Raw genomic sequence first — 24297 nt, forward strand, 5'->3', positions numbered from 1 at the left:
GCATCACACGAAAAACCTCATATAAGATACCATACGATAAAGTTATTGTCAACTACTTATTTGGGACTTATATATCCCTTGTCATCTATCTTTATTCCCGGAGACATATTGCTCATAGAATCAATGATCCTCTTTTTCTCACTTCCGTCTGCTTCAAAGACCGTGCAGGACTGTTGAATTCCGGGAACAAACTGAAGATTTACGCTTCCGTTCTTATGAAGAGTCGCTATCACCATTCCCGTATCCTGAGTCTTTGAAGTAAAAATATAATTCCCAAGACTGTAAACAACGGGAACTCCATTTACGTAATCTATTTTCTGCAGAACATGAGGATGGGAACCGATTATCAGATTCGCTCCCGCATCCGCGATCTCAATTGCCTGATCTCTTTGAAGATAATCAATATCTGTGGTACTCTCCGTTCCCCAATGTATAAATACTACAACAAATGCATTTTTCTCTCTGGCCTCTTTGATCCTGTCAAGCAAAAGAGAATCATCAAGACATCTGAAAACTCCCGGCGCTGTCTCAGTCGCACCTTTTGTATCGGGATTATCGAGCCTTTCAATCTGAGTTGCACATATAACAGCGATCTTCATTCCATTTTCAGTTAAATAATAAATGGGATGTGAAGCTTCATCGATGTTTTTTCCTGCACCACCATAGACAACTCCGGCTTTGTCGAGTACATCGAATGAGTCCAAAAGAGCCTGCTCGCCATAATCATACGCATGGTTATTTGCAAGCGATACCATATCAACACCCATTTCTCCAAGAATCTTTGCCGTTTCGGGTCTTGCCCTGAATGTATAAGTCTTGTTGGGTGTCGGTGCTCCGCCTAAAGAATAAGGGAACTCATTATTGACGAGCATTATATCAACATTTTTCATCTTCGAAAGAAGTCTTTTTCCAAAAACACCTTTCACGGAATCTCCGTGTCTCTTAAAAGCCTCTCCAACCGCATAGTTGTCATCGAAAAGAATATCTCCCGCAAAACCGATCGTCACATAATCTTTATCTTTGGTCTTGATGGAATATGTATATTCTTTATCCTCTTCGGAAACAGTTGCATTATTTCTTGCATTTTCGTCATCTGTAATTGCAACATTTTCTGCATAGCCGGCTTCGGGTATACTCTCCCAACCTCCGAAAAGATTATCCGTCGAATCTCCTTTTTCATCAAAAATGGCAAGTATTCCTATAACAAAAATCCCACCAAATACAACAACCAAAAATGTAACAACAAAAAAATATAATGCAGTTTTAAAAGGTGTAGTGCTTCTATCAAAATGTTGTCTCATAAAAAAGAGTATAGCACAATATGTAGAGAAGGACAAAAAAGGAACGAACCGTTCGGTTCGTTCCTTAAGTATTTATCAGTATTTATCAATACTTGTTTGCTACAACTTTTACGCCGGGGCCCATTGTTGTTGCAAGAGTGATGCTCTTGAGGTACTGACCCTTTACAGATGAAGGCTTAGCCTTTGCGATTGCATCCATAAGTGCGTTGAAGTTCTGCTCAAGCTGTTCCTCTGAGAAAGAAGCCTTTCCAACGGGAACATGAATGATGTTAGCCTTGTCAAGCCTGTACTCGATCTTACCGGCTTTGATATCATTAACAGCCTTAGTTACATCCATAGTAACTGTGCCTGCCTTAGGGTTAGGCATGAGACCTTTAGGTCCGAGAACCTTACCGAGACGTCCTACAACACCCATCATGTCAGGTGTAGCAACTACAACGTCGAAATCAAGCCATCCTTCGTTCTGGATCTTAGGAATAAGCTCCTCGCCACCAACGAAATCTGCACCAGCAGCCTGAGCTTCGTCAAGCTTTGTGCCCTTAGCGAATACAAGAACTTTAACTGTCTTACCTGTTCCGTTAGGAAGTACAACAGCTCCTCTGATCTGCTGATCAGCGTGACGGCTGTCGCAACCTGTCTTAATATGAACTTCTACAGTTTCATCGAATTTAGCAGTAGCTGACTTCTTAACAAGAGCTATAGCATCAGCGGCTTCATACTGCTGTGTCTTATCAATAAGCTTAGCAGCTTCTAAGTATTTCTTTCCGTGTTTCATCTCTCATCCTCCATCAGTCTTCTACTACGATTCCCATACTACGTGCTGTTCCGGCGATCATGCTCATAGCAGCCTCGATGTCAACAGCATTAAGGTCAGGCATCTTTGTCTCTGCAATCTTTCTGATATCTTCCTTAGAAACGGTTGCAACCTTAGTCTTGTTAGGAACTCCTGAACCCTTCTGGATCTTAGCAGCTTTCTTAAGAAGAACTGCAGCAGGTGGAGTCTTTGTGATGAATGTGAAACTTCTGTCTGCATATACTGTGATAACAACAGGGATGATAACGTCACCCTTATCTGCTGTCTGTGCGTTGAACTGCTTTGTGAATTCAACGATGTTTACACCGTGCTGACCAAGTGCGGGTCCAACCGGTGGTGCTGGTGTTGCTTTACCAGCCTGGATCTGTAACTTAATGTATCCTTCGACTTTCTTTGCCATTGTGGCACCTCCTGAAAATATGTGGTCGGCGCACCATTCCCGGGGAACGATGCTCCCACTCCAGTGACCTGCCCTGAAACGGGCTGTATATCCAAACGCTCTCGCGCTTAAATATCAAAAACTTTAATGAACTACTTCGCAAATCATTTGCGCATCATTAGCTGTCAATTCTTCTTACTTCAGCAAAGCTGATCTCGACAGGTGTCTCACGTCCAAAGAGATCTACGTTAATGGTAGCTGTCTGCTTACCAAAATCCATTCTCTGAACAACACCGGCTGTATCCTTCCAAACTCCGGCAACAACAGCAATCTCATCACCTACACCGAAATCAACAGAAACTGTGTCTGTCTTGATTCCGAGAGGCTTAATCTCAGCATCTGTAAGAGGAACAGGCTTGCTTCCGGGTCCTACGAAACCGGTAACACCACGCGTATTGCGGACTACATACCATGTCTCATCATTCATATCCATGTTTACAAGGACATATCCGGGAAACATCTTTCTCTGAACATTCTTACGAACGCCGTTCTTGACCTCAACCACATCCTGAAGAGGAATTCTTACTTCAAAGATCTGATTCTCAAGATGTCTGTTAATGATGGCACTCTCAAGATTATCCTTAACTTTCTTCTCGTATCCTGAGTATGTGTGCACAACATACCAATGAGCGTTTTCGTTTGTATCAGTACTCTGTGTTTCAGCCGCTGCCTCATTTTCTGCGGAAGCGGTTGAATCTGATAATACCTCATCAGATTCAAAAGACTTTTCCATTTCTTCTGACATATTATCTCCTTATTATTTAGATACAGACATTAAGAAATTAATGCCTTCTCCAAACGCATAGTCCAATACAGCTATCAAAGCGCAGCAAATAACAGAAGCAACCACAACTGCGGTTGTCTGCTTAACAATAACATCTTTTGTAAGCCAGATAATCTTACCAACCTCTGCTTTAACGCCTTCAAAAAACGCTTTAGCTCTAGTGAAGATTGAGTTGCCTGACTTCTTTTTTGATGAAGAATCCTTCTTTGAAGCTTTGGACTTGTTCTCTACTACCTTGGTCTCTTCCATACCCGCAGTCTACCTCCTATACAAGGATGAAATTACTTTGTCTCTTTATGTAAAGTATGAGCTTTGCAGAAAGGGCAATATTTCTTCATCTCAACACGATCAGGATGTGTCTTCTTATCCTTTGTTGTGTCATAGTTACGATTTTTGCACTCTGTGCAAGCCAATGTAATTCTTGTACGCATTATCTCACCTCCGGGCGTAATAGTCGTTGTTAATTAAATGAGTCTGCAAAAGACTCTAATAACCACATTTTTAAGCATAAAAAAAAGACATAAATCTTTTGTCGCCTACCTAATATATCATACAGGCATACCTTCGTCAACGAATTTTTTCATTTATATACAAACTCTCTCTGTGCATAAAAACTGAGAAGAAAAAGGACGCAGTCCACAATTATCTTAACACAAACCTCCGGGAGCATTGGCAAAATACCGTGCCCCAGCGTTACAAAAAATCCGCTGAGCAGCATTATTACTACCGCAAGCGCAAAATAAGATACGGCTGCTTTCGAACGATCTTTTCCGCCCGAAAAAACAATTTCATAATTAATGAAGAAATTATAGGTTGCCGAAATAACTCTCGCAAGGATCGTAGAAACCATGATATAACCTGACTTCACAGGGAATCTCACAAATATTGCGCAGAAAAACCCAAACAGCAACATATCCAGAAGGCTTGATGAAAGTGATGAGAGCACAAACTTAAGGAACACCGCATAAATCCTGAATGAATCTATAAGCGGATTGAAATGGCTCGATTTGTTTCCCTCAAGATATATGGTGTCCACGGGAACTTCTATGATCTTGATATCCTTTTCCTTTGTGGCTATGAGCATATTTGTCTCAAACTCAAAACGCTCCCCTTTTTCGGTCAAAAGATATTTCATAAAGTCAACGCCTATCCCGCGAAGTCCCGTCTGGGTATCGCTTATATTAAGCCCCAGCAAAAGACTCATGACACGACTTGTCGTCTTGTTCCCAAACACACTTCTGGCAGGTATCCCCGGCTTTTCAAAATCTCTCACCCCAAGAATAAGCGCCTTGATATTATTTGCAAGAACCTCTCCACACCTGCATATGTCTTTTACCGAGTGTTGCCCGTCAGAATCGGCGGTAACAACGCCCACAAGGTTATCATATTCATTTATACAGTGGTTAAATGCAGCCTTGAGTGCCCTGCCTTTTCCCATATTTACGGCATTTCTCAAAATTACAGCCCCGAGATTTCTGGCTTCATCGAATATATTGCCGTACTTTGCGGGATCGGAGCCGTCATCAACCACGATTACAGGTTCTGCATCAGCTTCAATAAGCTCTTTTACCAGCCTTATAAGTTCTTCGCCCGGTTCATATGCCGGAATAACAATCGGAACAGCACCTTTACTCAAGCGTTACTCCTCCTTCGCTTTTTAATATTCTGTATATCTTGCCGCTTTCAAACTCGGTTCCGTCTTTAAAAAGAGGCTCAAAAAGTTCTTTGGAAACTTCATCATCGTCTTCAATGTACAAATATGAAGCGTGACTTGCAATAAGTTTGGCACTTATCGAAGCTATATCATCCGATTCAGCCAAAAATCCATCGTACACAAGAGCAACCGGTGATGCTTCTTTGTTGATATAAGCATCATGCACCCAGTGATAAGTGTGGCCGTCACGCATAACAAGAACCCTCTTGTTCCACAGCTCTTTATCCTGCAACACGGTATTCACCAGAAGTCTTCCTGCATTTCCTATCATATCTTCTATGTACACCCTGTTCTCTTCCGCAACATCCCTGTATCCGTTTGTATAAAAAAGAGCTCCCTTGTAATCAGATACCATAAGGACAAAAGCAAGAAATGCTAATGCCAAAACATTGGATGACTTAAATCTGTCCGCTTCATTATACAGCACACCAATCAAAAGATACGCACCGCCAAGCATAAACGGACATCCGTAACGTGCTATCGAAAGAGACATAGCATAAGCATCAAGGTACTGATCCTCCGTCTGAAAGATCGATATATGTGCCAAAAAGATTATCCCATAAGCAAGAAGCGCCGTCGATGCGATAAATATCGCAAGCTTCATAACTTCCCCGGAACTCTTTATCTTTTTATAGCGAAGAAATACCAGGAACAGCGCCATCGCGATCAGCATAGCACCCGCCGAAACATCAAAAGTCATATTTCTGTCGCCGTGCATAGGCAAAAGCCAGAACCCTTTCATAAAAAATCCCGCTTTATCAGCAGTATTGGCAGGAGCAACGTAATTTCCCGAAGTAGCAAATTTTATTCCCGCCCCCGTGAGTTTCGCCACTCTTCTGTTTATAAGGCAGAAACAGAGCCACGATCCGTAAACCAAAAAGCTCGCCCCAGCAGCCATCACATACTTTCTCATATTCTTTTTTCCAAAAAGAAGTCCGAATACAAACGCAAATGCAGCCCACTCGGCTCCCACCGACTTGGTCAAAAGAAGAATCGCCGCATACAAAAATATCTTCACGTAATAAAAATTCTCATCCGCTTCATTTCCGCACCACAATGTCAGAAGCAGCGCTCCGTACACGATTCCCATAGTCACATCAGCCGGAGTTCCGTAGTAGATTATCCCGTTGAATATCCCGGGAAAAAGAAGCATTGCCACAAAATAAGCAATCGTAAGTGCAGTCTTTTTGCCGCCCGTAAACTTATCCGCCGCCTTTCTGACCATTTCAAAAAGTGGCAGCATAAATATAAGATTCGTGACAAAATAACCTAAGAATTGCAGATTTTCTCTATATTTCCCAAGTCCCGCAAATAAAAACAGACATTTATATAAAGAACCCGCCGGCGGATAGTCCCCAAACTCAGGCGACACGTTCCCGTATTTTCCGGCAAAACCGTTCAGATAAAAAATCTGCTTTGCATCCTGGGACCAGAAATTGATATCATCCCACCATGAAAAAGCAAGCTCTGACGTAAGAAAACCTATTATCACAGCCGCCGCCATAAGGCATATAACTTCCGGCGAAACCAGACTTTTCCACAAATAAGCCAATCTCTCCGCGCGCAGATCACTTTTTTTGACCATATAAAAAAGATTGATCGCTATATACAGAAATGCCGCAATAAACACGCATCTCAAAAAGCCCGTAATGGCAAAGGCGTACATAAACAGGCCCAATGCCGCATACGCCACCGGGATAGTACTTCCGATATTCTCTTTGTACCTGTATGAAAAATCCGCAGCCATAAGAAGAACGGCTGTCACACATAGAACAAATCCGATAAGATCAACAGACCACATAATTTGTTTTCCAATCTATTCTTTTGCTAGTTTACTTTTGCCAAAAAGAAAAACAAAGTAATTATAATATTAATATTTCATTAAATCATCTTTTTTTAGGATTTTTTCACCGTAAAAAGATTGACATTTGATTGATAACATATAAAATGGAAGTAACTAAAGGTGGCTAAGTATGCCCTAGTGCGTCTGATGTCAAAGGATTGGCAGAATCGTTATATCGCACGTATATCAAGGAAGAAAGGAGGGGCATAAAATGGCAGGAATATCTCTAAATGGTGTTTATAACCATTTCATACAGGACCACGTGTCAAAAGATGTTACACAGGCCGACGCACATCGAAAGGATGAGCTGAGGGATGTGTATAAGTCAATCGCAAAAATAAACAAGAACTCCCCTCTGTATCTGCTTACAAATGATGATAACGTTCGTGCGGACGCAATAGATATAAAAGAGCGTGCAAGACAGCTTCAGAGTAATATATTTAATCTGAGCGATCAGGAAGATAAATCTTCTCTCAATCACACCTCTGCTTTTACCACGGATGAAGACAAAGTTATTGCTTCATATATTGGCAATACTCCGAGTGAAGATATCGGAAATGCCGGTTTCGAGATTGAAGTATCACAGCTTGCTTCGCAGCAGGTTAACACAGGACTTATGCTTTCCAAGGATTCATCAAGCATACTGCCTCCTGCCAACTACGCATTTGACGTCAAAGTCGGCGAACAGGAATTTGAATTCCAGTTCAGCATCTACTCTGCCGACAAGAATATAGATGTACTTCAGAAACTCGAGAAACTCATAAACAAAGCGGATATCGGACTTTCAGCCGAATTGGCGGAAGGAACAAATAACCGTGCCGCTCTTCAGATCTCATCAAAGCATACCGGACTTCGCCCCGGCGAACTCAGTCAATTTGAGATATATGAAAATGACGGAGAACTTACAAAAGGCGCCGTTGCAGCTCTGGGACTCGACATGGTTTCCGCACCGGCTTGCAACGCACACTTTTCACTAAACGGAGAGGAAAAGACTGCTATATCCAATCACTTCACAGTCGGATCCAAATTTGACATTCACTTAAGTGATGTCACAGAGCCCGGAAATTCCATACATGTCGGAGTCAAAAAAGACAACGACGCGCTTATGAAACATATAACATCGCTCGTTGACAACTACAACAGCTTTGTAAAAGACACATCCGAGATTCACGATGAAAAGTTCAAGGGTGACAAGCTAAAATCCGAAGCGATAGCAATTGCCAGACAGAACCTCAAAGAAACTGAAGCTCTCGGAATAAAGCTTGAAAGCGACGGAGCAATCTCAGTAGATACCGATGTACTCAAAGAAGCCGTTACCAAAACAAACGATATCGACTCACTCGAGCCAATCAAACAGTTTGCAAATTCACTTCTCGTGCTGGCAAAAGAGATATCGGTAAATCCGATGAAGTATGTAGACAGGCCTGTCGTAAATTACAAGAATCCCGACAGCAAAGAAAACGTATCATCGCCATATATTACAAGCGAATATTCAGGTATGATGTTCAACAATTACTGTTGAGAACCATCTGCGCCGGTGTTCCGGCGTACGATTTCATCACATAGAGAAGCAGCTCGCCAAATCGACGGGCTGCTTCTTTGTGTAGAACGCTTTGTAAACATTACATCTTAGCACTCAGATTAAGTGCTTCCCTTATAACCTGATCCATATTGTAGTACTTGTACTGACCAAGTCTTCCTCCAAAGAGGATGTTCGGGAATTCCTTTGAAAGCTCAGTATATTTCTTAAAGAGCTCATTATTCTTGTCATCATTCATCGGATAATACGGCTCATCACCATGTTTCCAATCAGCGGGATACTCTCTTGTTATGACGGTACCCTTTCCTGTTCCATATTCAAAATGCTTATGCTCAATAATTCTGGTAAACGGAATCTCACGCTCGGTATAATTTACAACCGCATTTCCCTGATAATTGTCAACATCGGGAAGCTCCTCTGTCTCAAATCGCAGAGATCTGTATTCGAGCGTTCCAAGCTTATAGCCAAAGAACTCATCTATCATTCCCGTAAAGAGAATCTTGTCGAAACTGTCTCCGTTTACGGAAGTATAAGGCTCTGCCGGAACATTTCCGCTCATATTCACAAAGTCATAATAATCAACAGAAGTCTTTACGGTTATTGAGCCGCTAACTTTTTCAGAATCATCACTCAAAAGAAGAAGTTTGGAAACAAGCTCCGTGTATCCGCCGATAGGAATACCCTGGTATCTGTCATTGAAATAATTATTGTCATAAATAAATCTCATCGGAAGACGTCTTATGATAAATGCAGGAAGTTCCTTACAGTCTCTTCCCCACTGCTTCTCAGTGTAGCCCTTTACAAGCTTCTCATAAATATCTCTCCCCGCAAGGCTAAGTGCCTGTTCTTCGAGATTGTCAGCAGAAAAAGTATCAGTGCCTTTTTCCTTGTTTATCCTATCAATTTCCTTCTTAGACTGTTCATCAATAATATTCTTAGCCTCTTCGGGAGTCTTGATATTCCACATCTTACTGAAAGTATTCATGTTAAAGGGAAGATTATAGAGCTCATCCCCATATACGGCAACCGGGCTGTTAATGTAATTATTAAACTCGGCAAACCTGTTAACATATTCCCAGACTTCTTTATCCGATGTATGGAATATATGCGCTCCGTATTTATGCACATTTATTCCAAGTTTATTCTCTGTGTAGATATTTCCTCCGATGTGCTCTCTTCTGTCTATTACAAGCACATCTTTTCCTTTTGCAGCCATCTCATGTGCAAACACCGCACCAAACAATCCTGCACCCACAACCAAATAATCGTATTTCATAACCTCACCGCATGAAAAATTCTATACTTCATGCCATCCTTTCTCTCGTATCCACCCATTATACCTTATACAGCCTCTATAATCAAAAATAAGCGGAACAAAGAGTCTAACGATTCTCTGTCCCGCTTATTAATTTCTTGTTTAAGATTCGCTTAGTCAGCCTGATACTTGTCTAACTGTGAAAAATCACCCATCATATCGAGGATTTTCTTACGTCCTGCTTTATTAAGCTTAACATACTGCTGCATTACACGATTCTCTACGATCTTCTTTCCAAGGTCTGCACCCTGCTCAAGTGTAGAAAAATCAACAGGATTGAGGTTCAAACGATCACACATTTTGATAACTGTTCCGTAAGCCATTCCCTCAATTCCTCTATCGAGTGCTGTAACCAATGTGCTGTATGGTATAGACATATCTATAGCAAACTGCCTTACGCTCTTATACTGCAGAAGAATTTCTTTCTTCAAAATCTCAGCTTTTGTCATGTTGCATAACCTCCTAAATCTTTTCTCTTTTGCATCTCTTTTCTTTTGCATCCCCTAGTCTACCACATAGACGTAATTTCGTCATTCGTTTTTAAGAAAATTTTCTGATAAAATTTTCTTAAGAATAACTACACTTTTTCGGCAATTTAACGAAATTATAGGAAGTAACATTTTTTTGCGGAAGTTTTCACACTTTTATCACAATTCATTGTTAAAATATGCGACTTTTTTCCGTTCACTCGCCCCATCAAACTTCGATTACCTCTAAAGTTTAGAATATTATATACGAAAAAACATACAGTATGCAAGTACTGTATGTTGTAAATTTTAATACGTTTTTAAGTTGTATTTTCCCAAAAAAGCCTATACTTCTCGGAGTTCTTCGATTCTATTATTTAAAAAAGACATAACTTCGTTGTAAATATCTTTCGGAATACTGTAAATTTTGTGAACATTTCCGTCACACAATATATCAATTGTACCCATTTTCTTTTTTACCGAGATAACATTTCTAAAATCAACAACTTCCTTTGCCAGATCGGTCTTTCCCTTAAATTCAAGTCGCTCGGTATAAATGCTGAGTATCCCCTCTTTAAGTCCCTCCGTTGCTTTAACCCTGTATTCCGGCTCGTCTACACCAAGAAGCGAATCAAATCCTCTCGCACCCGCCTCAGAAACCATTGAAGGCGCCGTAAGATCAGCCTCATTTATTCTTCGCTCTGAATCCTCATCTTCTTCCTCGAATTTTATAATATTGGTCTCAATAAGTCCCGAAATAGTATTGTACGTAGCTTTTATCGAATATCCCGAATTAACCAGAAGCGAAATATTTTTGCTTCGAATTTTCTGCCTGAACTTCAGCATGTGGAATCCCGCCTTAACCGCAAAGCAGATAGTCTCTCCCGCCTTGACCTCAAACATCTGTGTCTCATCAAGAAATACCATCATGACATTTCCGTCAGGAGTCCTTTGTCCCACGCATGAAATCTGGATAAGATAATCTTTTCCGTCCTCAAAAAGCTTATTTCCACACAACGGACAAAAATTAATCCTATGATTTATATTATCCGGCAATACTCTTTTACAATTTGGGCAATTCATGCTCGTTCACCTCATTACATCCATATTTTTTCAAACAGATTCTACTCTTCGAGCAGACTGCCTAACTTTTCGGAATCAAATCCTGCGACCGCATTGGACTTGATGATATCTATCAGATCGTTGTTTTCTTCGGCTTCTCCGGCCTCTTTCTCACTAAGGAACAGCCCGTCGGATTTAAGATATCTCATGATCTGTCCGACACTGACATGCTTTCTCTCAGCTATGACAATATCAAAAGATCTGTCCGCCCACGGAAGCTTCATAGTATTGATATCACCGTAAGCAACATCATCCGCAATAAGCCCGGAAATTCCCGCTTCAAAAGAATTACCGCACACGCCGGCTATGAAAGTATCCGGGCAACTGCTCTTTATGTAAGATGCATTTGCACCAAAACCACAGGTAAAATCAAGTATTCTAAGTCCTTCTTTTCTCGTATCGTAAAGCTTCATGACAGTATTGCAAGCTTCAAACCACGGAAGCGAATAACTCCAAACATCGAATCCCCATTTATCCACAAATTTGCTTCTGCTTTCCGACATGACATTATTGTTACCTTCAAAGCCCGTTCCACCATTGTGATAAATAAAAGCATTCTTGCAGACATACTGTTCATATCCAGCTCTTGCAAGTCTTATGCCAAGATCGTCATCCTCGAAATATCCCGGAGAAAAGCGCTCATCAAACACTTTGCCTTCCCGAGATATACATCTGATCGCATCCCTCGAGAGCATGAGTGCAAATCCCGTCAGTCTGAATCTCTTGATATATGCCTTCTTCATAGGAAATGCCCGTTCTCTTGCATAGTTTTCAAACACCTCGACACTTCTGTCAGGTCCAAGTCTCCTGTGCCACAATTCTTCCAGCTTCTCACCGGCATAAACAGACAGATCCTCGGGACGTACCTCCTGAAGTGAAGCGCTGTTTGACATTGCAGAGACAGCACCGACAGATCTGTTGTCATATAATCCCATCCTCATGAAAAATACGGCATTCTGCGTAAGAATCGCATCATTGTTGAGATAAAAGATATCATTATTCTTGTCGCAACACTGCGTTCCTATATTGCACCCTTTGGGAAATCCCGAATTTTCATCATTCAGTATTAACTTAAATCTGTAATCCACACTCTTTGCTTTTTCTTTGAGATAATCGATCACCCCGTCCTCTGTAGATGCATTATCTACAACAACAATCTCATATGATCCCTCAGGAACATATTTCTCAACAGAGTCAATACATCTCTTTAAGAGTTCACGATCATTGTGAGACAAGATCATGATACTTAGCTTCTTCACTCTGAGCGCAGGATTTTCTTTAATTTTCTCAATCGCACTCTTTATGACTTCAATGTCATTTTCATCCGTGCAGTACGACAAAGCCGCTTCAAAAGCCAGATACGACTGATTGACATTTATGTCCGCATAGTACAATCCAAGCATATAAAAAAGCTCGTAATTACCCCCGTCATAGGCAATTCCTCGAGCTATTGCATCATATTCCGATGTCGAGTCAGCAAGGGCTTCCCACAAAGAAGCCTCCAAAAGACACAGCTTTGCAGCGTCCTTTGGTTCCCTTTCACCGATATGTAAATATTCTTCCTGAAATTCGTATAATGCTTCCTTATAATCTCCTGTTGTTATAAGTTCCGTCAGCTTTTCATACATGTTTTCCCCACTCCTGCTACTTTTTTGGCCACTACGGATCACCTTATACTACTTCTAATGGTATCTTTTGCCCAAAATAATGTCAAGCGTGATTCCGTCGTTAAATAATTAGTCTATCGATAAAATCTGACAGACTCTTCAAAGCTGACCTTGGGTTCCCATCCGGTATCTTTCTTAATCTTGTCACATGAGACCGCAAGTGAGACAAATGGATTTGCCCTTCCGCCGTAGTTTATAAGGTTTTCATCCGCGCCGACACACTTCGCTACTCTTACCACAAAACTTTTTAATCTGTCATAAGCCCCGTTAGCGATATTATAAGCTTCACCGGATCTTCCTCTTTCAAAAAGAGCTATTATCGCGTCGGCAGCATCTCCCGCATCAAGGTAATCCCAAAATTGCTCGCACGAACTCAGGCTGACAGATTCGCCCTGTGAAAGTTTCCGGGCAACATCGGGAAGCATCCTGCCTGAGGGCTCATATTTGCCGATAAGACTAAATATCCTCCCCCACACAAAGTCAATCCCGAGAATCCTTGCTTTGGACTGCATTAGATAATAAGTTGCCGCCTTGCAGCTTCCGTAAGCAGAAAAAGGTTCCAGCGAAAGGTCTTCCGTTATAAGTTCATCTTTCACTCCGTACTCAGCCTGGGATCCTATTCCTACAGCCCTTACCGAAACGTCCATATTTTTGCTTTTAAGGCATTTTTCTTTTATACTCCGGGCAGAATCAAGCAAAAGAAGTGAACCGTCTATATTTCGCCTCTGAGTGTCAAAATCATCCCTCTGCCCTCCCCATGACAAATGAAAAAGAGCAATAGCCTTCGCACCGCAAAGATCACTGTCGTCGATATGTTCACAGATCTTGTCATAATCCTCCATATCAACGAGCACCTTTCTTAAATACTCACTCTCCGCAAATCTGTCATTGTGAGATGAGCCTTTTCTTCCTACCGCATATACTTTGTACCCATAATCTAACAGGTGCTCTGTCAGATTAGCTCCCGCAAATCCAAAGGCACCTGTTACTATGGCAATCTTACCATTATTGTTCATATTTATTACGCTTTCCCGCATGCTTTCTTGATAACGTTTGCCATGAACTCGATCTTGTCATCGTTAAGTCCCGGATAAACTCCAATCCAGAACGCATTGTTCATAACATAATCCGTCACGGACAGATCGCCGATAACTCTGTAATCTCCGGCATCTTCAGCATTCTTCTTGCATACAAACTCATCAAAGCAAGGATGTTTTGTGACATTTCCGCTAAAGAGAAGCCTTGTCTGAATATTATTATCTTCAAGAGCCTTGGTTATGGCATTTCTTGTAAGTTCGTTGCCGTTTCCGTCCTTAGCTCCCTCTTTTACGCCCATGATAAATCCAAACCATGAAGGATTACTGTTCTCAGCAGGTTCAGGAAGGATAAGAACATCTTTGAGACACTCAAGTTTCTCATAGAGAAGCTTCCAGTTCTTTCTTCTTGCATCGGCAAAACCGATGAGCTTATCGAGCTGTGCACATCCGACTGCCGCCTGCATATCGGTAGCCTTGAGATTATATCCAAGATGGCTGTAAACATATTTGTGATCGTATCCAACGGGAAGCTGACCAAATTTGCCGTCAAATCTGTGGCCGCAGAAATTATCTTTTCCGGGAGGACAGATACAATCGCGTCCCCAGTCTCTGTAACTTCTTACAAGCTTGTGAAGAAGAGCGTTGTTTGTATATACACAACCGCCTTCACCCATTGTAATGTGGTGCGGAGGATAGAAACTTGATGTTCCTATATCGCCCCATGTTCCCGTAAATGCTGTCTTTCCGTCGATCGTATACTCTGAACCCAGAGCATCGCAGTTATCCTCAACAAGCCACAAACCGTGCTTGTCGCAGAACTCTCTTACCGCCTTAAGATCAAAAGGATTTCCAAGTGTATGTGCAATCATTACAGCTTTTGTCTTGGGGCTGAGTGCCTCTTCAAGCATTGTAACGTCAATATTGTACTGAGGTACGGTAACGTCAACAAATACAGGCACTGCACCGTACTGCATGATAGGTGCTACCGTTGTGGGGAATCCGCAGGCAACTGTGATAACTTCGTCGCCTCTTTTTATCTGTCTGTCACCGAGTTCCGGCGCAGTAAGTGCCATAAACGCGATAAGATTTGCCGATGATCCGCTGTTTACAAGACTTGCAAATCTGACATTTAAAAGCTCCGCAAATCTCTTCTCGAATTCATCCGTATATCTTCCCGCAGTAAGCCAGAAATCAAGTGAAGAATCCACAAGATTTATAACTTCCTTCTCATCAAAAACTCTTCCCGAATAAGGAATTCTATCTCCCTCGGTAAAGCTTTCATTATCTTTTTTCAAAAAACGGTTATAATAATCCGCAACAAGGTTTAAAATCTGCTCCCTTGCATGCTGTTCGCTATTACTCATCTCTTACTCTTTTCTCCTATACCTGTTTGTAATACTCGTTTATCTGATCCATCATGCACTTAACGGCTTCGCCCTTAAAATATGCGCATGTCCACTCTGCGGTCTTTGCCACCGCATCTTCGATCGTCCATCTTGGCGACCACTTAAGTCTACTCTTTATCTTGGAACAGTCAAGTTTTAAAAAACTTGCCTCGTGAGGGCCTCCGTCAGGCTTTATCACAATATTTATGGCATGTCCCCTAAATTCCTGATTTCCTGCATTGTCCTTTGCAAGCTTGTTCCACGAATCCGCAAATGCTTCTGCAAGTTTTCTTGCAGTCACCGCGTCATCATCATTCGGTCCGACATTGTAATATCCCGCAAAGCTCTTATCTTCATACTGCTTCTGCGCAAGAAGGATATATGCCGACAGCGCTTCGAGCACATGCTGGAACGGCCTTGTGGAGTCGGGATTTCTAAGAACTATCTCACTTCCCGCTTCCGCAGCTCTCACGCAATCGGGAATAAGTCTGTCATTGGCAAAATCTCCTCCGCCGATAACATTTCCCGCTCTCGCAGTCGACACCGCAATTCCCATCTCGTTAAAAAACGAATTGATATATGAATGTGTAACAAGCTCAGAACACGACTTACTGTTTGAATAGGGATCGAATCCGTCAAGCTTCTCATCCTCACGGTATCCCCATACCCACTCATTGTTCTCGTATACTTTGTCCGTGGTAACGTTCAAAAAAGACTTCACACTCGCGCAGTTCCTTACGCACTCGCACACATTTACAGTTCCCATGACGTTTGTCTCATAGGTATAACGCGGATCCTTATATGAATCCCTTACAATAGGCTGCGCCGCAAGATGAAAAACAATCTCGGGCTTAACCTTATCAAAATACTCTTTTAATTCCTCAAAATTTCTGATATCACCGATATGCGAATCCATCTCGTTCGCGATTCCGGAAATTTCATACAGATTCTCTTTTCCCTCAGAAGGTGCAAGAGAGTATCCGTAAACATCGGCTCCGGCCATGATCATGATCTTGGAAAGCCAGCTTCCCTTAAATCCGGTATGGCCTGTTATGAGCACTCTTTTACCTTTGTAAAAATCTAACATCATTCACCTTTCTCTATCTCTGCGGCTTCTTTCTCGTAATCCTCAGCCTGCTCCTCATTGCCAAGCGCCTTATAACACTTCGCAAGGGCAAGCCTCGGGAATTCCTTGCTCTTCTTGATATCCAGTATGCTGGAACACTCATATGCCGCATTATAATACCAGACTATAGCTTCGTCATAGTCCTCTTTTCCGTAATAATAATCGCCAAGCTCACAGCACATCTCGCTGCACATCTCTGTCGCCGCATCCTTGAGCGAATACTTAAGAAGTGACTCCGCGTCATTCTCAAGAACCGCAATATGCGCAAGTACACAGCTCGCATCCTTGACTTCATCAACGCTTCTGGTGCTGTCTTTTACCGCTTCCGCAAAAAATCTCTTGGCTTTCAGGAAATCATCATCATCCCCGCCCATAAACAGCTCTCTTGCGTACATTCCGTGAAGTCTCTTCGAAATGCGCCTTCCGCTCTCCACAGCTCTTCTGAACGAAGCCAGATCGCGCTGCGCGTGGCTTTCTTTGGGCCTGTGTATTATCTCAACCTCGCTGTTGCAGATAACCGGCTCTATAACAACCTGCTCATGGATCGGATCTTCCCATCTAAAGCTCCTGACTCTCCTAAAGAGCTTTGGCCTTAGTTCCCTGTCATAATTATAGACCGTTCTAAATGACAACTGATTGCAATAATACATCTGAACAATATCTATATCAAGTTCCTCAATATCTTTTTTCAGCTGGATAAATCTCTGTCTGTTATCCTCATCCAGCTCCTCATCGGCATCCGCAGCATATATGTAGTCACAGGACGCAAGGGAAAAAGAATAATTTCTCGCCTCACTGAAATCTCCCGTCCACTTAAAATCATATACTTTGGCACCAAACTCTCTGGCAATCTCTACCGTCTTATCCTCGGAGCCCGTATCAACAACAATCATCTCGTCTACAATCCCCTGAAGACTCTTAAGACATCTGCCAAGATTTTCTTCTTCATTCTTAACTATCATGCAAAGACTGATTGTTATCATATTCCCCCTCCACTTTTTACATATCTTGTAAAGCTCTTTTCTCCACTAAGTAATTTTACCTTAAAACAATATCTCTTTCTACATTTTATTGCCCGCAAAAGTGTATTATTGTACAATCGTTAGGTAATTACTTGATTGGACGGAAAGATAAATGTTTCAAAAGATTTTTAATATAAAAAACGCTCTTATTATCAATTTAATAGTCATATTTGCGGGTGCTTGTTTCGGTTGTGCAAATTCCGAAGAATCCACTCAGGTCAACAGTCAGCAGGCTTTTAGCAAGCCGGTTCCTTATGATACAAAAGATTACATAGAGGAATCATCACTTACAGATGCTGCAGAAAATCTTACCAAAGCAGCCTCAGAATATACACCTGTCAAAAACTTCGACTCAAGACTCAGCGTCCCGACATATGTCACAAAGATCGCAGACACCTGGTTCATCGTTGACTGTTATCACAACAGGGTTATCTACTCCGATTCGCTGGACACTCCTTTAAATGAATGGGATATCATGACATCCGACGCCACAAGGCCGCATACAATCGCAAGTGACGGCAATGTCTATATGATAGATGACACCGACAACAACCGAATTCTTATCTTTGAAAAGGTTGATGACAAGTTTATCCACACCCAGAGTTTTTATGACATCGGAATCCGTCCGCATTATACGGTATATGACCGCAACACAGACACCTTCTATGTTTGGAGCTCAATGACAGGAGAGCTTTTTTGCTTTAGAACGGACGCAAAGACTAACCGTGTCTATCTCACGGACAAAAGAGAAATCGAATCCCTCGATGGCATCTATATACGCTCATTCTCTATAATTGACGGTGATATATATCTTGTTTCGGGAGTTTCTGACAAAGGTGTCGAGGCCACTGTCCTGCAATGCGACCTTGAGACACTGGAAGCAAAAAATACATACAACGTCCCCGACGAGCTCGCGGGAATGGTTCAGATAACCAGGATTCAGGATTACTACTATATTTCCGTTTCAACAGATAAGACAGGAAATCAGGATGTTGCGACCATTGTACGCACAAAATCTCTTGAAAACCTTGCATCAGGCGACTATGAAGATATTTATTCGCAGTATTTCATGGGTGGAGGAACTCCTTACTACATTTCATCCGTTGATGACACGTATTTCCTCACCGAGCACCGTCTAAAAGACCATGCTGTCTGGTCTTTCAAAGTTGAAGATAATGAAATAACAGACGTAGAGCCGATCTTCTGAGTAAAGTATCAATTTTTATAAAAATTTAATTTTTTTCTTTATCTCTGAACAATTTCCTAGTAAAATGTAATTAGGAGATACGAGAATGAGAATATTCGCAAACGTCAAAACGTCAATCAATCGATACAAGGATTATCGCACTATGACCAAAGACGATTTAGCGGACTTCTATCAGTCAAAGTGCGACTACTACCAGGAGTATGTATGGGTATGCCTGGTAGTCGGAACTATACTTTCGGCATTTTATGTGGTTCCGGATTATCTGATCAACGGCACCATAATGCCCACACTCATACCGAGAATTTCGGTATTGGGTATCTTTGTGATGTTTCTTATAATCCTTCATTTTTATAACAGCAGAATAGTCATATTGACCGCTGATTTTCTGCTTGTTCATTCACTTGTCATCGCAACGATATGGACAGTCTATTCTCTTGGTGTAAAAAAGCTTGCCGGAGAATTTTTCATCATAATGAATCTCATTTTCCTTATTGTAGGTTTTGTCGCGAGGGTAAGAGGAATCATTATTTCATATGCTTTTTTCATTCTGGAGATTATAATCTCTCACTTTATTATTCACTACGAAAACTTATCAACCATAATGATCCTAGCAGTTCCGTGCAGTCTTGCAGTTATCTTTTCACACTGCCTATGGACGCTTGTTTATCTCGATCATTACAGACTTCAGCAAAAGCTTGAACTTGCGATGATCACTGATCCTCTCACTCAGGTTTACAACAGACATCTCCTGGAAAAAATAGTGACTAAAAATGCTCTCATAAATATGGAAGAGCCCATTGCAATAGCGATGCTGGACATCGATAATTTCAAAAAACTAAATGACGATCACGGTCACTACACGGGCGACCTTACTCTTCTCTACATGGGCCAGAAGCTCTCCAAAGAAACTCATTCTGACGACTATGTTATCCGCTTTGGCGGTGAGGAGTTTATCGTGATCTTTAGAAAATGCGACATTAACAACGCCTGTGCACGTATGGAGCAGTTCCGTCAGGACATCGAAAAAGCCGAGGACTCCCCGGTACCGTTCACCATATCCGTCGGCGTCTCCAAGTACACAGGCGACTTCTCCAAGACCATCCAGAACGTCAACAATGCTCTCACCAAAGCCAAAAACTCCGGGCGCAACAGTGTGGTGGTGGTGTAGTGTGTAAGCGGTAGGTTGTGGATGGGGGACGTAATCGAAAGGGCAGAGGTATATTATATTTGCTCAGATTGTGCTAAGCACTCCAATGAGCCCCAAAAGCAGTAATCGTTCGTGCATAGGCACTCACGATTACTTGGGCTCATTTACGTAGCACAAATTCGCAAATATAATATACCTCTGCCCTTTCGATTACTGACTACGCATACCCACAATACAACAAGCTACATACATCGTCACGCACCCAGCCAAGCATACATTTCTCAGCTCGGATTAAGATACATTTTCGCATCACTTATGCAGTATCAATAGAAACATCCGGGCGGAGGGAGACGCGAATGCTGCAAGCCATTCGCCCCTTCTACAACGTAAAAAATCATAGTATATAAGAGTTGAATGGGCCTCTGAGCTCGTCGGTACTTATGCCACGTCTTTTGTGGCATTAGTACCGCTACGAAGCGAGGGGAGCGAAAGCGTCCCTGAAACTCTTATATACTATGATTTTGTATTCTATAGATGTGTAAATTCTTACTCCTCAGATGTATCCCCCACAGGCTTTCCGCCGGTTGCGAGCCACTTGAGGTAGGCGTTGATGAAAGGATCGAGTTCGCCGTCGAGTACGCCGTCGGCGTTTGATGCCTTAAAGCCTGTACGTGTGTCATTTACCATTGTGTAAGGCTGAAGGACATATGAACGGATCTGGCTGCCCCATGCATTGTCTTTTACCTCTCCGCGGATTCCGTCAAGCTTGGCCTGATTCTCTTCCTGCTTCATGATAAAGAGCTTTGCTTTCAGCATCTGCATAGCCTTGTCCTTGTTCTGGAACTGTGAACGCTCATTCTGGCAGGCAACTACAACGCCTGTAGGAATGTGAGTGATACGAACAGCTGATGATGTCTTGTTGATATGCTGACCGCCGGCACCACTAGAACGATATGTATCGATCCTGAGGTCATCGGGATTGATCTCGATATCAACATCTTCCTCAATATCAGGCATTACATCGCATGATACGAAAGAAGTCTGTCTCTTAGCCTGTGCATTGAAAGGACTGATACGAACAAGTCTGTGAACACCGTGCTCGGACTTGAGAAGTCCGTAAGCATTTGTTCCTGAGATTTGGAAAGTAACAGACTTTATGCCTGCTTCGTCACCATCAAGAAGGTCAAGCACTTCTGTTGTGAATCCTTTTCTCTCAGCCCATCTTGTGTACATACGATAGAGCATGCTTGCCCAGTCGCAAGCCTCTGTTCCGCCTGCACCGGCATTTAATCTGAGAATTACATCATATTTGTCATAAGGCTGATTGAGAAGATTGCTGATCCTGATGTTCTCAAGAGTTGTCTCAAAATCATCAAGCTCCGCTCTTATCTCTGCAGCCATGTCATCATCATCGACACCTTCTGCATTCTGCATGTCAATAAGATCGATTATATCTCCGTACTGATTGTTAAGCTTCTCGATTCCTTCAACAAGATCCTGCATGTTCTTAAGATCTTTGGTCTTCTTGTTTGCCTTCTCGGCATCATCCCAAAATCCGGGCTCTTCCATTTCACGGCTGAGCTCTTCTATAATCTTCTTCTTGGTATTCAGATCAAGAGACGCCGTAACCTCATCAAGAGTGCCTCTCAAGTTCTGAATTTCTATTTTCATTTGATCAAGTACTACCATTATGTTCTCCTCTTTTCGCGATACGTAATATTTCTTTTTTGAAAAAATACTGCTATGTCAGTATTTCTTTAGCCAAACCGTATCGCTCATACCCTGCCGCAGCAATTCTTATATTTCTTGCCACTTCCGCAAGGGCAGGGATCATTAGGATAAACCTTGGCTTCAACTCTCTTAACTGGAGCCTTCTGTGCCGTATCGTCCTTGTTTGTTCCTGTAACCTTGGCAACCTGCTCACGCTCTACCTTCTCTTCGATATGAACATGGAAAAGAAGTCTCACTGCATCTTCCTTGATTCCCTTTGTCATATCATCGAACATCTCATAACCGGCAAGCTTATACTCGAGCTTGGGATCCCTCTGTCCGTATGCCTGAAGACCGATACCCTGACGAAGCTGATCCATATCGTCAATGTGATCCATCCACTTTCTGTCGATTACTTTCAAAAGAATAACTCGCTCAATCTCTCTGATTGTCTCAGGCTCAGGGAACTCAGCCTCTTTTGCCTCATAGAGCTTAACAGCTTCTTCTTTGAGCTGCTGAATAAGTCCTGACTTTGTGAGATTGTCTATACGTCCTCTGTTGATCTTCTTAAGAGGAATTGTAGGAAGCAAGAGCTCATTAAGCTCGGTAAGATTCCAATTATCTGCATTGGTCTCTTCACCTACAACAGTCTCTACAGATGACTCAACAATATCAGTGATCATCTTGTAAATAGAATCCCTCATGGATTCTCCGTTAAGAACTTTCTTACGCTCAGCATAAATAATCTCTCTCTGCTCATTGTTTACCTGATCGTACTCGAGAAGGTTCTTTCTGATTCCGTAGTTGTTGGACTCAATCTTCTTCTGTGCGGTCTCAATTGCCTTAGAAAGTGATGAATGCTCAATTTCCTGTCCCTCAGGAATTCTGAGCGCATTAAACATTGCAATAAGTCTCTCCGATCCAAAGAGTCTCATAAGATTATCTTCAAGTGAAAGATAGAATCTTGATTCACCGGGATCTCCCTGACGACCAGAACGTCCACGAAGCTGATTGTCGATACGTCTGCTCTCGTGTCTCTCAGTTCCGATTATCTTAAGTCCGCCGGCTTCCTTTGCTTCCTCGTCAAGCTTAATATCGGTACCACGACCTGCCATGTTTGTGGCAATTGTAACAGCACCGTGCTTACCTGCCTCTGCAACGATCTCAGCTTCCATCTCATGGAACTTGGCATTAAGTACCTGATGAGGAATACCTCTCTTTTTGAGGAGCTTACTGAGTTCTTCCGAAGCCTCGATTGTGATCGTACCTACAAGAACAGGCTGTCCCTTCTTGTGTGCTTCTTCTACGGAATCACAGATAGCCTTAAGTTTCTCTTTCTTGGTCTTGTACATAGCATCCTGAAGGTCTTTACGGATAACAGGTGCGTTTGTAGGGATCTCTATAACGTCCATTCCGTAGATATCACGGAATTCTCTTTCTTCTGTAAGAGCAGTACCTGTCATACCACACTTTTTCTCAAACTTGTTAAAGAAGTTCTGGAATGTGATGGTTGCAAGTGTCTTAGACTCTCTCTTAACTTTAACATGCTCTTTTGCTTCTATAGCCTGGTGAAGTCCGTCTGAATAACGACGTCCGGGCATAACACGACCTGTAAACTCATCAACGATAAGAACTTCGTCGTTCTGAACAATGTAGTCGTGATCTCTCTGCATAAGGTTATTTGCTCTGAGAGCAAGAATAATATTGTGCTGGATCTCAAGATTCTCGGGATCAGCAAGATTCTCTATGTGGAAGAATTTCTCAACTTTAGCAACACCCTGCTCAGTGAGGTTAACAATCTTATCCTTCTCATTTACGATGAAGTCACCTGTCTCTTCTCTCTCAATACCCATAATGGCATCCATCTTGGAGAGCTCTTCCATGTCTTCACCTCTTGTCATCTGCTTGGCAAGAATGTCACATGCTTCATAGAGCTTTGTAGACTTATCAGACTGGCCTGAAATAATAAGAGGTGTTCTTGCTTCGTCGATAAGGATTGAGTCAATCTCATCGATGATCGCGTAGTTAAGTCCGCGAAGAACGCACTGTTCCTTATAAATAGCCATATTGTCACGAAGATAATCGAAACCGAGCTCATTGTTTGTAACATATGTAATATCACAAGCATAAGCAGCTCTTCTCTCCTCAGAGTTCATGCTGTTAAGTACAACACCAACCGTAAGTCCGAGGAATTCATGAATCTTACCCATCCACTCAGCATCACGCTTTGCAAGGTAATCGTTTACGGTAACGACATTTACACCCTTACCTTCAAGTGCATCAAGATATGAAGGAAGTGTAGCAACAAGTGTCTTACCTTCACCGGTTCTCATCTCTGCAATTCGTCCCTGATGCAATATAACACCACCGATAAGCTGTACTCTGAAGTGTTCCATTCCAAGCACACGCTTTCCTGCCTCACGGACAACCGCGTATGCCTCAGGCATGATATCATCAAGTGTTTCTCCGTCTGCAAGTCTCTTCTTAAACTCTTCGGTCTTGCCCCTAAGTTCCTCATCTGACAGAGCCTGCATTATAGGTCTCATAGCTTCTATTGAGTCAACCGTACTACGGATTCTCTTAAGCTCCCTCTCACTGTGTGTTCCTATTATTTTGTTAATAATACTCATCTTTATTTCTCCCTAAAAAAGGGTATA

The 24297-nt window shown here is 42.2% G+C and carries 21 protein-coding genes and 1 other annotated feature (1 of these 22 only partly in view); of the genes, 3 read left to right on the plus strand and 18 right to left on the minus strand.

Annotated elements, in window-relative coordinates:
• Window positions 1–9, minus strand: a sequence feature (ribosomal protein L10 leader region) (it extends 128 nt beyond the left edge of the window).
• 47 nt (window positions 10–56) lie between these two features.
• From T356_RS19990 to T356_RS0117715, 8 genes are all read right to left on the minus strand, one after another.
• Entirely contained in the window at window positions 57–1301 is a 1245-nt protein-coding gene (locus tag T356_RS19990; RefSeq protein ID WP_051563538.1) for a CapA family protein, read from the minus strand.
• 85 nt (window positions 1302–1386) lie between these two features.
• Window positions 1387–2076 carry a 50S ribosomal protein L1 gene (gene rplA, locus T356_RS0117685; protein ID WP_026515652.1) on the minus strand — a complete coding sequence of 230 codons (690 nt, stop codon included), beginning with the start codon at window positions 2074–2076 and terminating at the stop codon, window positions 1387–1389.
• Between the two features lie 13 nt (window positions 2077–2089).
• Window positions 2090–2515 carry a 50S ribosomal protein L11 gene (gene rplK / locus T356_RS0117690; RefSeq protein WP_026515653.1) on the minus strand — a complete coding sequence of 142 codons (426 nt, stop codon included), beginning with the start codon at window positions 2513–2515 and terminating at the stop codon, window positions 2090–2092.
• A 157-nt stretch (window positions 2516–2672) separates the two neighbouring features.
• A complete protein-coding gene (nusG, locus tag T356_RS0117695) occupies window positions 2673–3299 on the minus strand; it encodes a transcription termination/antitermination protein NusG (RefSeq protein ID WP_081777908.1) in 627 nt (208 codons plus the stop codon).
• Window positions 3300–3311: 12 nt separating this feature from the next.
• Window positions 3312–3587, minus strand: a complete 276-nt coding sequence (secE, locus tag T356_RS0117700) for a preprotein translocase subunit SecE (protein WP_081777909.1) — start codon at window positions 3585–3587, stop codon at window positions 3312–3314.
• A 32-nt stretch (window positions 3588–3619) separates the two neighbouring features.
• Window positions 3620–3769, minus strand: coding sequence for a 50S ribosomal protein L33 (rpmG, locus tag T356_RS0117705; RefSeq protein ID WP_026515656.1), 150 nt, complete (start codon window positions 3767–3769; stop codon window positions 3620–3622).
• A 149-nt stretch (window positions 3770–3918) separates the two neighbouring features.
• Window positions 3919–4974 carry a glycosyltransferase gene (locus tag T356_RS0117710; protein ID WP_026515657.1) on the minus strand — a complete coding sequence of 352 codons (1056 nt, stop codon included), beginning with the start codon at window positions 4972–4974 and terminating at the stop codon, window positions 3919–3921.
• The gene (locus tag T356_RS0117715; protein ID WP_026515658.1) at window positions 4967–6853 is read right to left on the minus strand and encodes a hypothetical protein; all 1887 of its coding nucleotides are present in this window, start codon (window positions 6851–6853) and stop codon (window positions 4967–4969) included. The genes T356_RS0117710 and T356_RS0117715 overlap by 8 nt, the downstream gene beginning before the upstream one ends.
• Before the next feature lie 253 nt (window positions 6854–7106).
• Between T356_RS0117715 and fliD the strand changes: the two genes are divergently transcribed.
• Complete coding sequence (gene fliD / locus T356_RS0117720) at window positions 7107–8417, plus strand: flagellar filament capping protein FliD (RefSeq protein ID WP_026515659.1); 1311 nt, start codon at window positions 7107–7109, stop codon at window positions 8415–8417.
• Between the two features lie 100 nt (window positions 8418–8517).
• On the opposite strand, the gene glf is transcribed toward fliD, so the two are convergent.
• From glf to T356_RS0117760, 8 genes are all read right to left on the minus strand, one after another.
• On the minus strand, window positions 8518–9711 hold the full coding sequence (gene glf / locus T356_RS0117725; protein ID WP_026515660.1) for a UDP-galactopyranose mutase: 1194 nt from the start codon (window positions 9709–9711) through the stop codon (window positions 8518–8520).
• A gap of 152 nt (window positions 9712–9863) precedes the next feature.
• Window positions 9864–10199, minus strand: a complete 336-nt coding sequence (locus T356_RS0117730) for a hypothetical protein (RefSeq protein ID WP_026515661.1) — start codon at window positions 10197–10199, stop codon at window positions 9864–9866.
• A 363-nt stretch (window positions 10200–10562) separates the two neighbouring features.
• Window positions 10563–11300: a hypothetical protein gene (locus T356_RS0117735; protein ID WP_026515662.1), complete on the minus strand. Its 738-nt coding sequence runs from the start codon at window positions 11298–11300 to the stop codon at window positions 10563–10565.
• 41 nt (window positions 11301–11341) lie between these two features.
• The gene (locus tag T356_RS0117740) at window positions 11342–12967 is read right to left on the minus strand and encodes a glycosyltransferase (protein ID WP_026515663.1); all 1626 of its coding nucleotides are present in this window, start codon (window positions 12965–12967) and stop codon (window positions 11342–11344) included.
• Between the two features lie 113 nt (window positions 12968–13080).
• Window positions 13081–14022 carry an NAD-dependent epimerase/dehydratase family protein gene (locus tag T356_RS0117745; RefSeq protein ID WP_051563539.1) on the minus strand — a complete coding sequence of 314 codons (942 nt, stop codon included), beginning with the start codon at window positions 14020–14022 and terminating at the stop codon, window positions 13081–13083.
• A gap of 5 nt (window positions 14023–14027) precedes the next feature.
• Window positions 14028–15407 (minus strand): lipopolysaccharide biosynthesis protein RfbH, encoded by a 1380-nt coding sequence (gene rfbH, locus T356_RS0117750; protein WP_026515665.1) that lies wholly within the window; start codon window positions 15405–15407, stop codon window positions 14028–14030.
• A 16-nt stretch (window positions 15408–15423) separates the two neighbouring features.
• Complete coding sequence (gene rfbG, locus T356_RS0117755) at window positions 15424–16515, minus strand: CDP-glucose 4,6-dehydratase (protein ID WP_026515666.1); 1092 nt, start codon at window positions 16513–16515, stop codon at window positions 15424–15426.
• Window positions 16515–17537 (minus strand): tetratricopeptide repeat-containing glycosyltransferase family 2 protein, encoded by a 1023-nt coding sequence (locus tag T356_RS0117760; protein WP_026515667.1) that lies wholly within the window; start codon window positions 17535–17537, stop codon window positions 16515–16517. Before T356_RS0117760 ends, rfbG begins: the two co-directional genes overlap by 1 nt.
• Before the next feature lie 151 nt (window positions 17538–17688).
• Between T356_RS0117760 and T356_RS19995 the strand changes: the two genes are divergently transcribed.
• Together T356_RS19995 and T356_RS0117770 are read left to right on the plus strand one after the other, a co-directional pair.
• Window positions 17689–18783 (plus strand): hypothetical protein, encoded by a 1095-nt coding sequence (locus T356_RS19995; protein WP_051563540.1) that lies wholly within the window; start codon window positions 17689–17691, stop codon window positions 18781–18783.
• An 85-nt stretch (window positions 18784–18868) separates the two neighbouring features.
• Window positions 18869–19951, plus strand: coding sequence for a GGDEF domain-containing protein (locus tag T356_RS0117770; RefSeq protein ID WP_026515668.1), 1083 nt, complete (start codon window positions 18869–18871; stop codon window positions 19949–19951).
• A gap of 525 nt (window positions 19952–20476) precedes the next feature.
• Here the strand turns inward: T356_RS0117770 and prfB are convergent.
• Both prfB and secA read right to left on the minus strand, forming a co-directional pair.
• Window positions 20477–21619: a peptide chain release factor 2 gene (gene prfB, locus T356_RS0117775; protein WP_026515669.1), complete on the minus strand. Its 1143-nt coding sequence runs from the start codon at window positions 21617–21619 to the stop codon at window positions 20477–20479.
• Window positions 21620–21705: 86 nt separating this feature from the next.
• Window positions 21706–24270, minus strand: a complete 2565-nt coding sequence (gene secA / locus T356_RS0117780) for a preprotein translocase subunit SecA (RefSeq protein ID WP_026515670.1) — start codon at window positions 24268–24270, stop codon at window positions 21706–21708.
• Between the last annotated feature and the right edge of the window lie 27 nt (window positions 24271–24297).

The sequence above is a fragment of the Butyrivibrio sp. LB2008 genome, from assembly GCF_000621565.1.
In the GTDB taxonomy this organism is placed as follows: Bacteria; Bacillota; Clostridia; order Lachnospirales; family Lachnospiraceae; genus Butyrivibrio.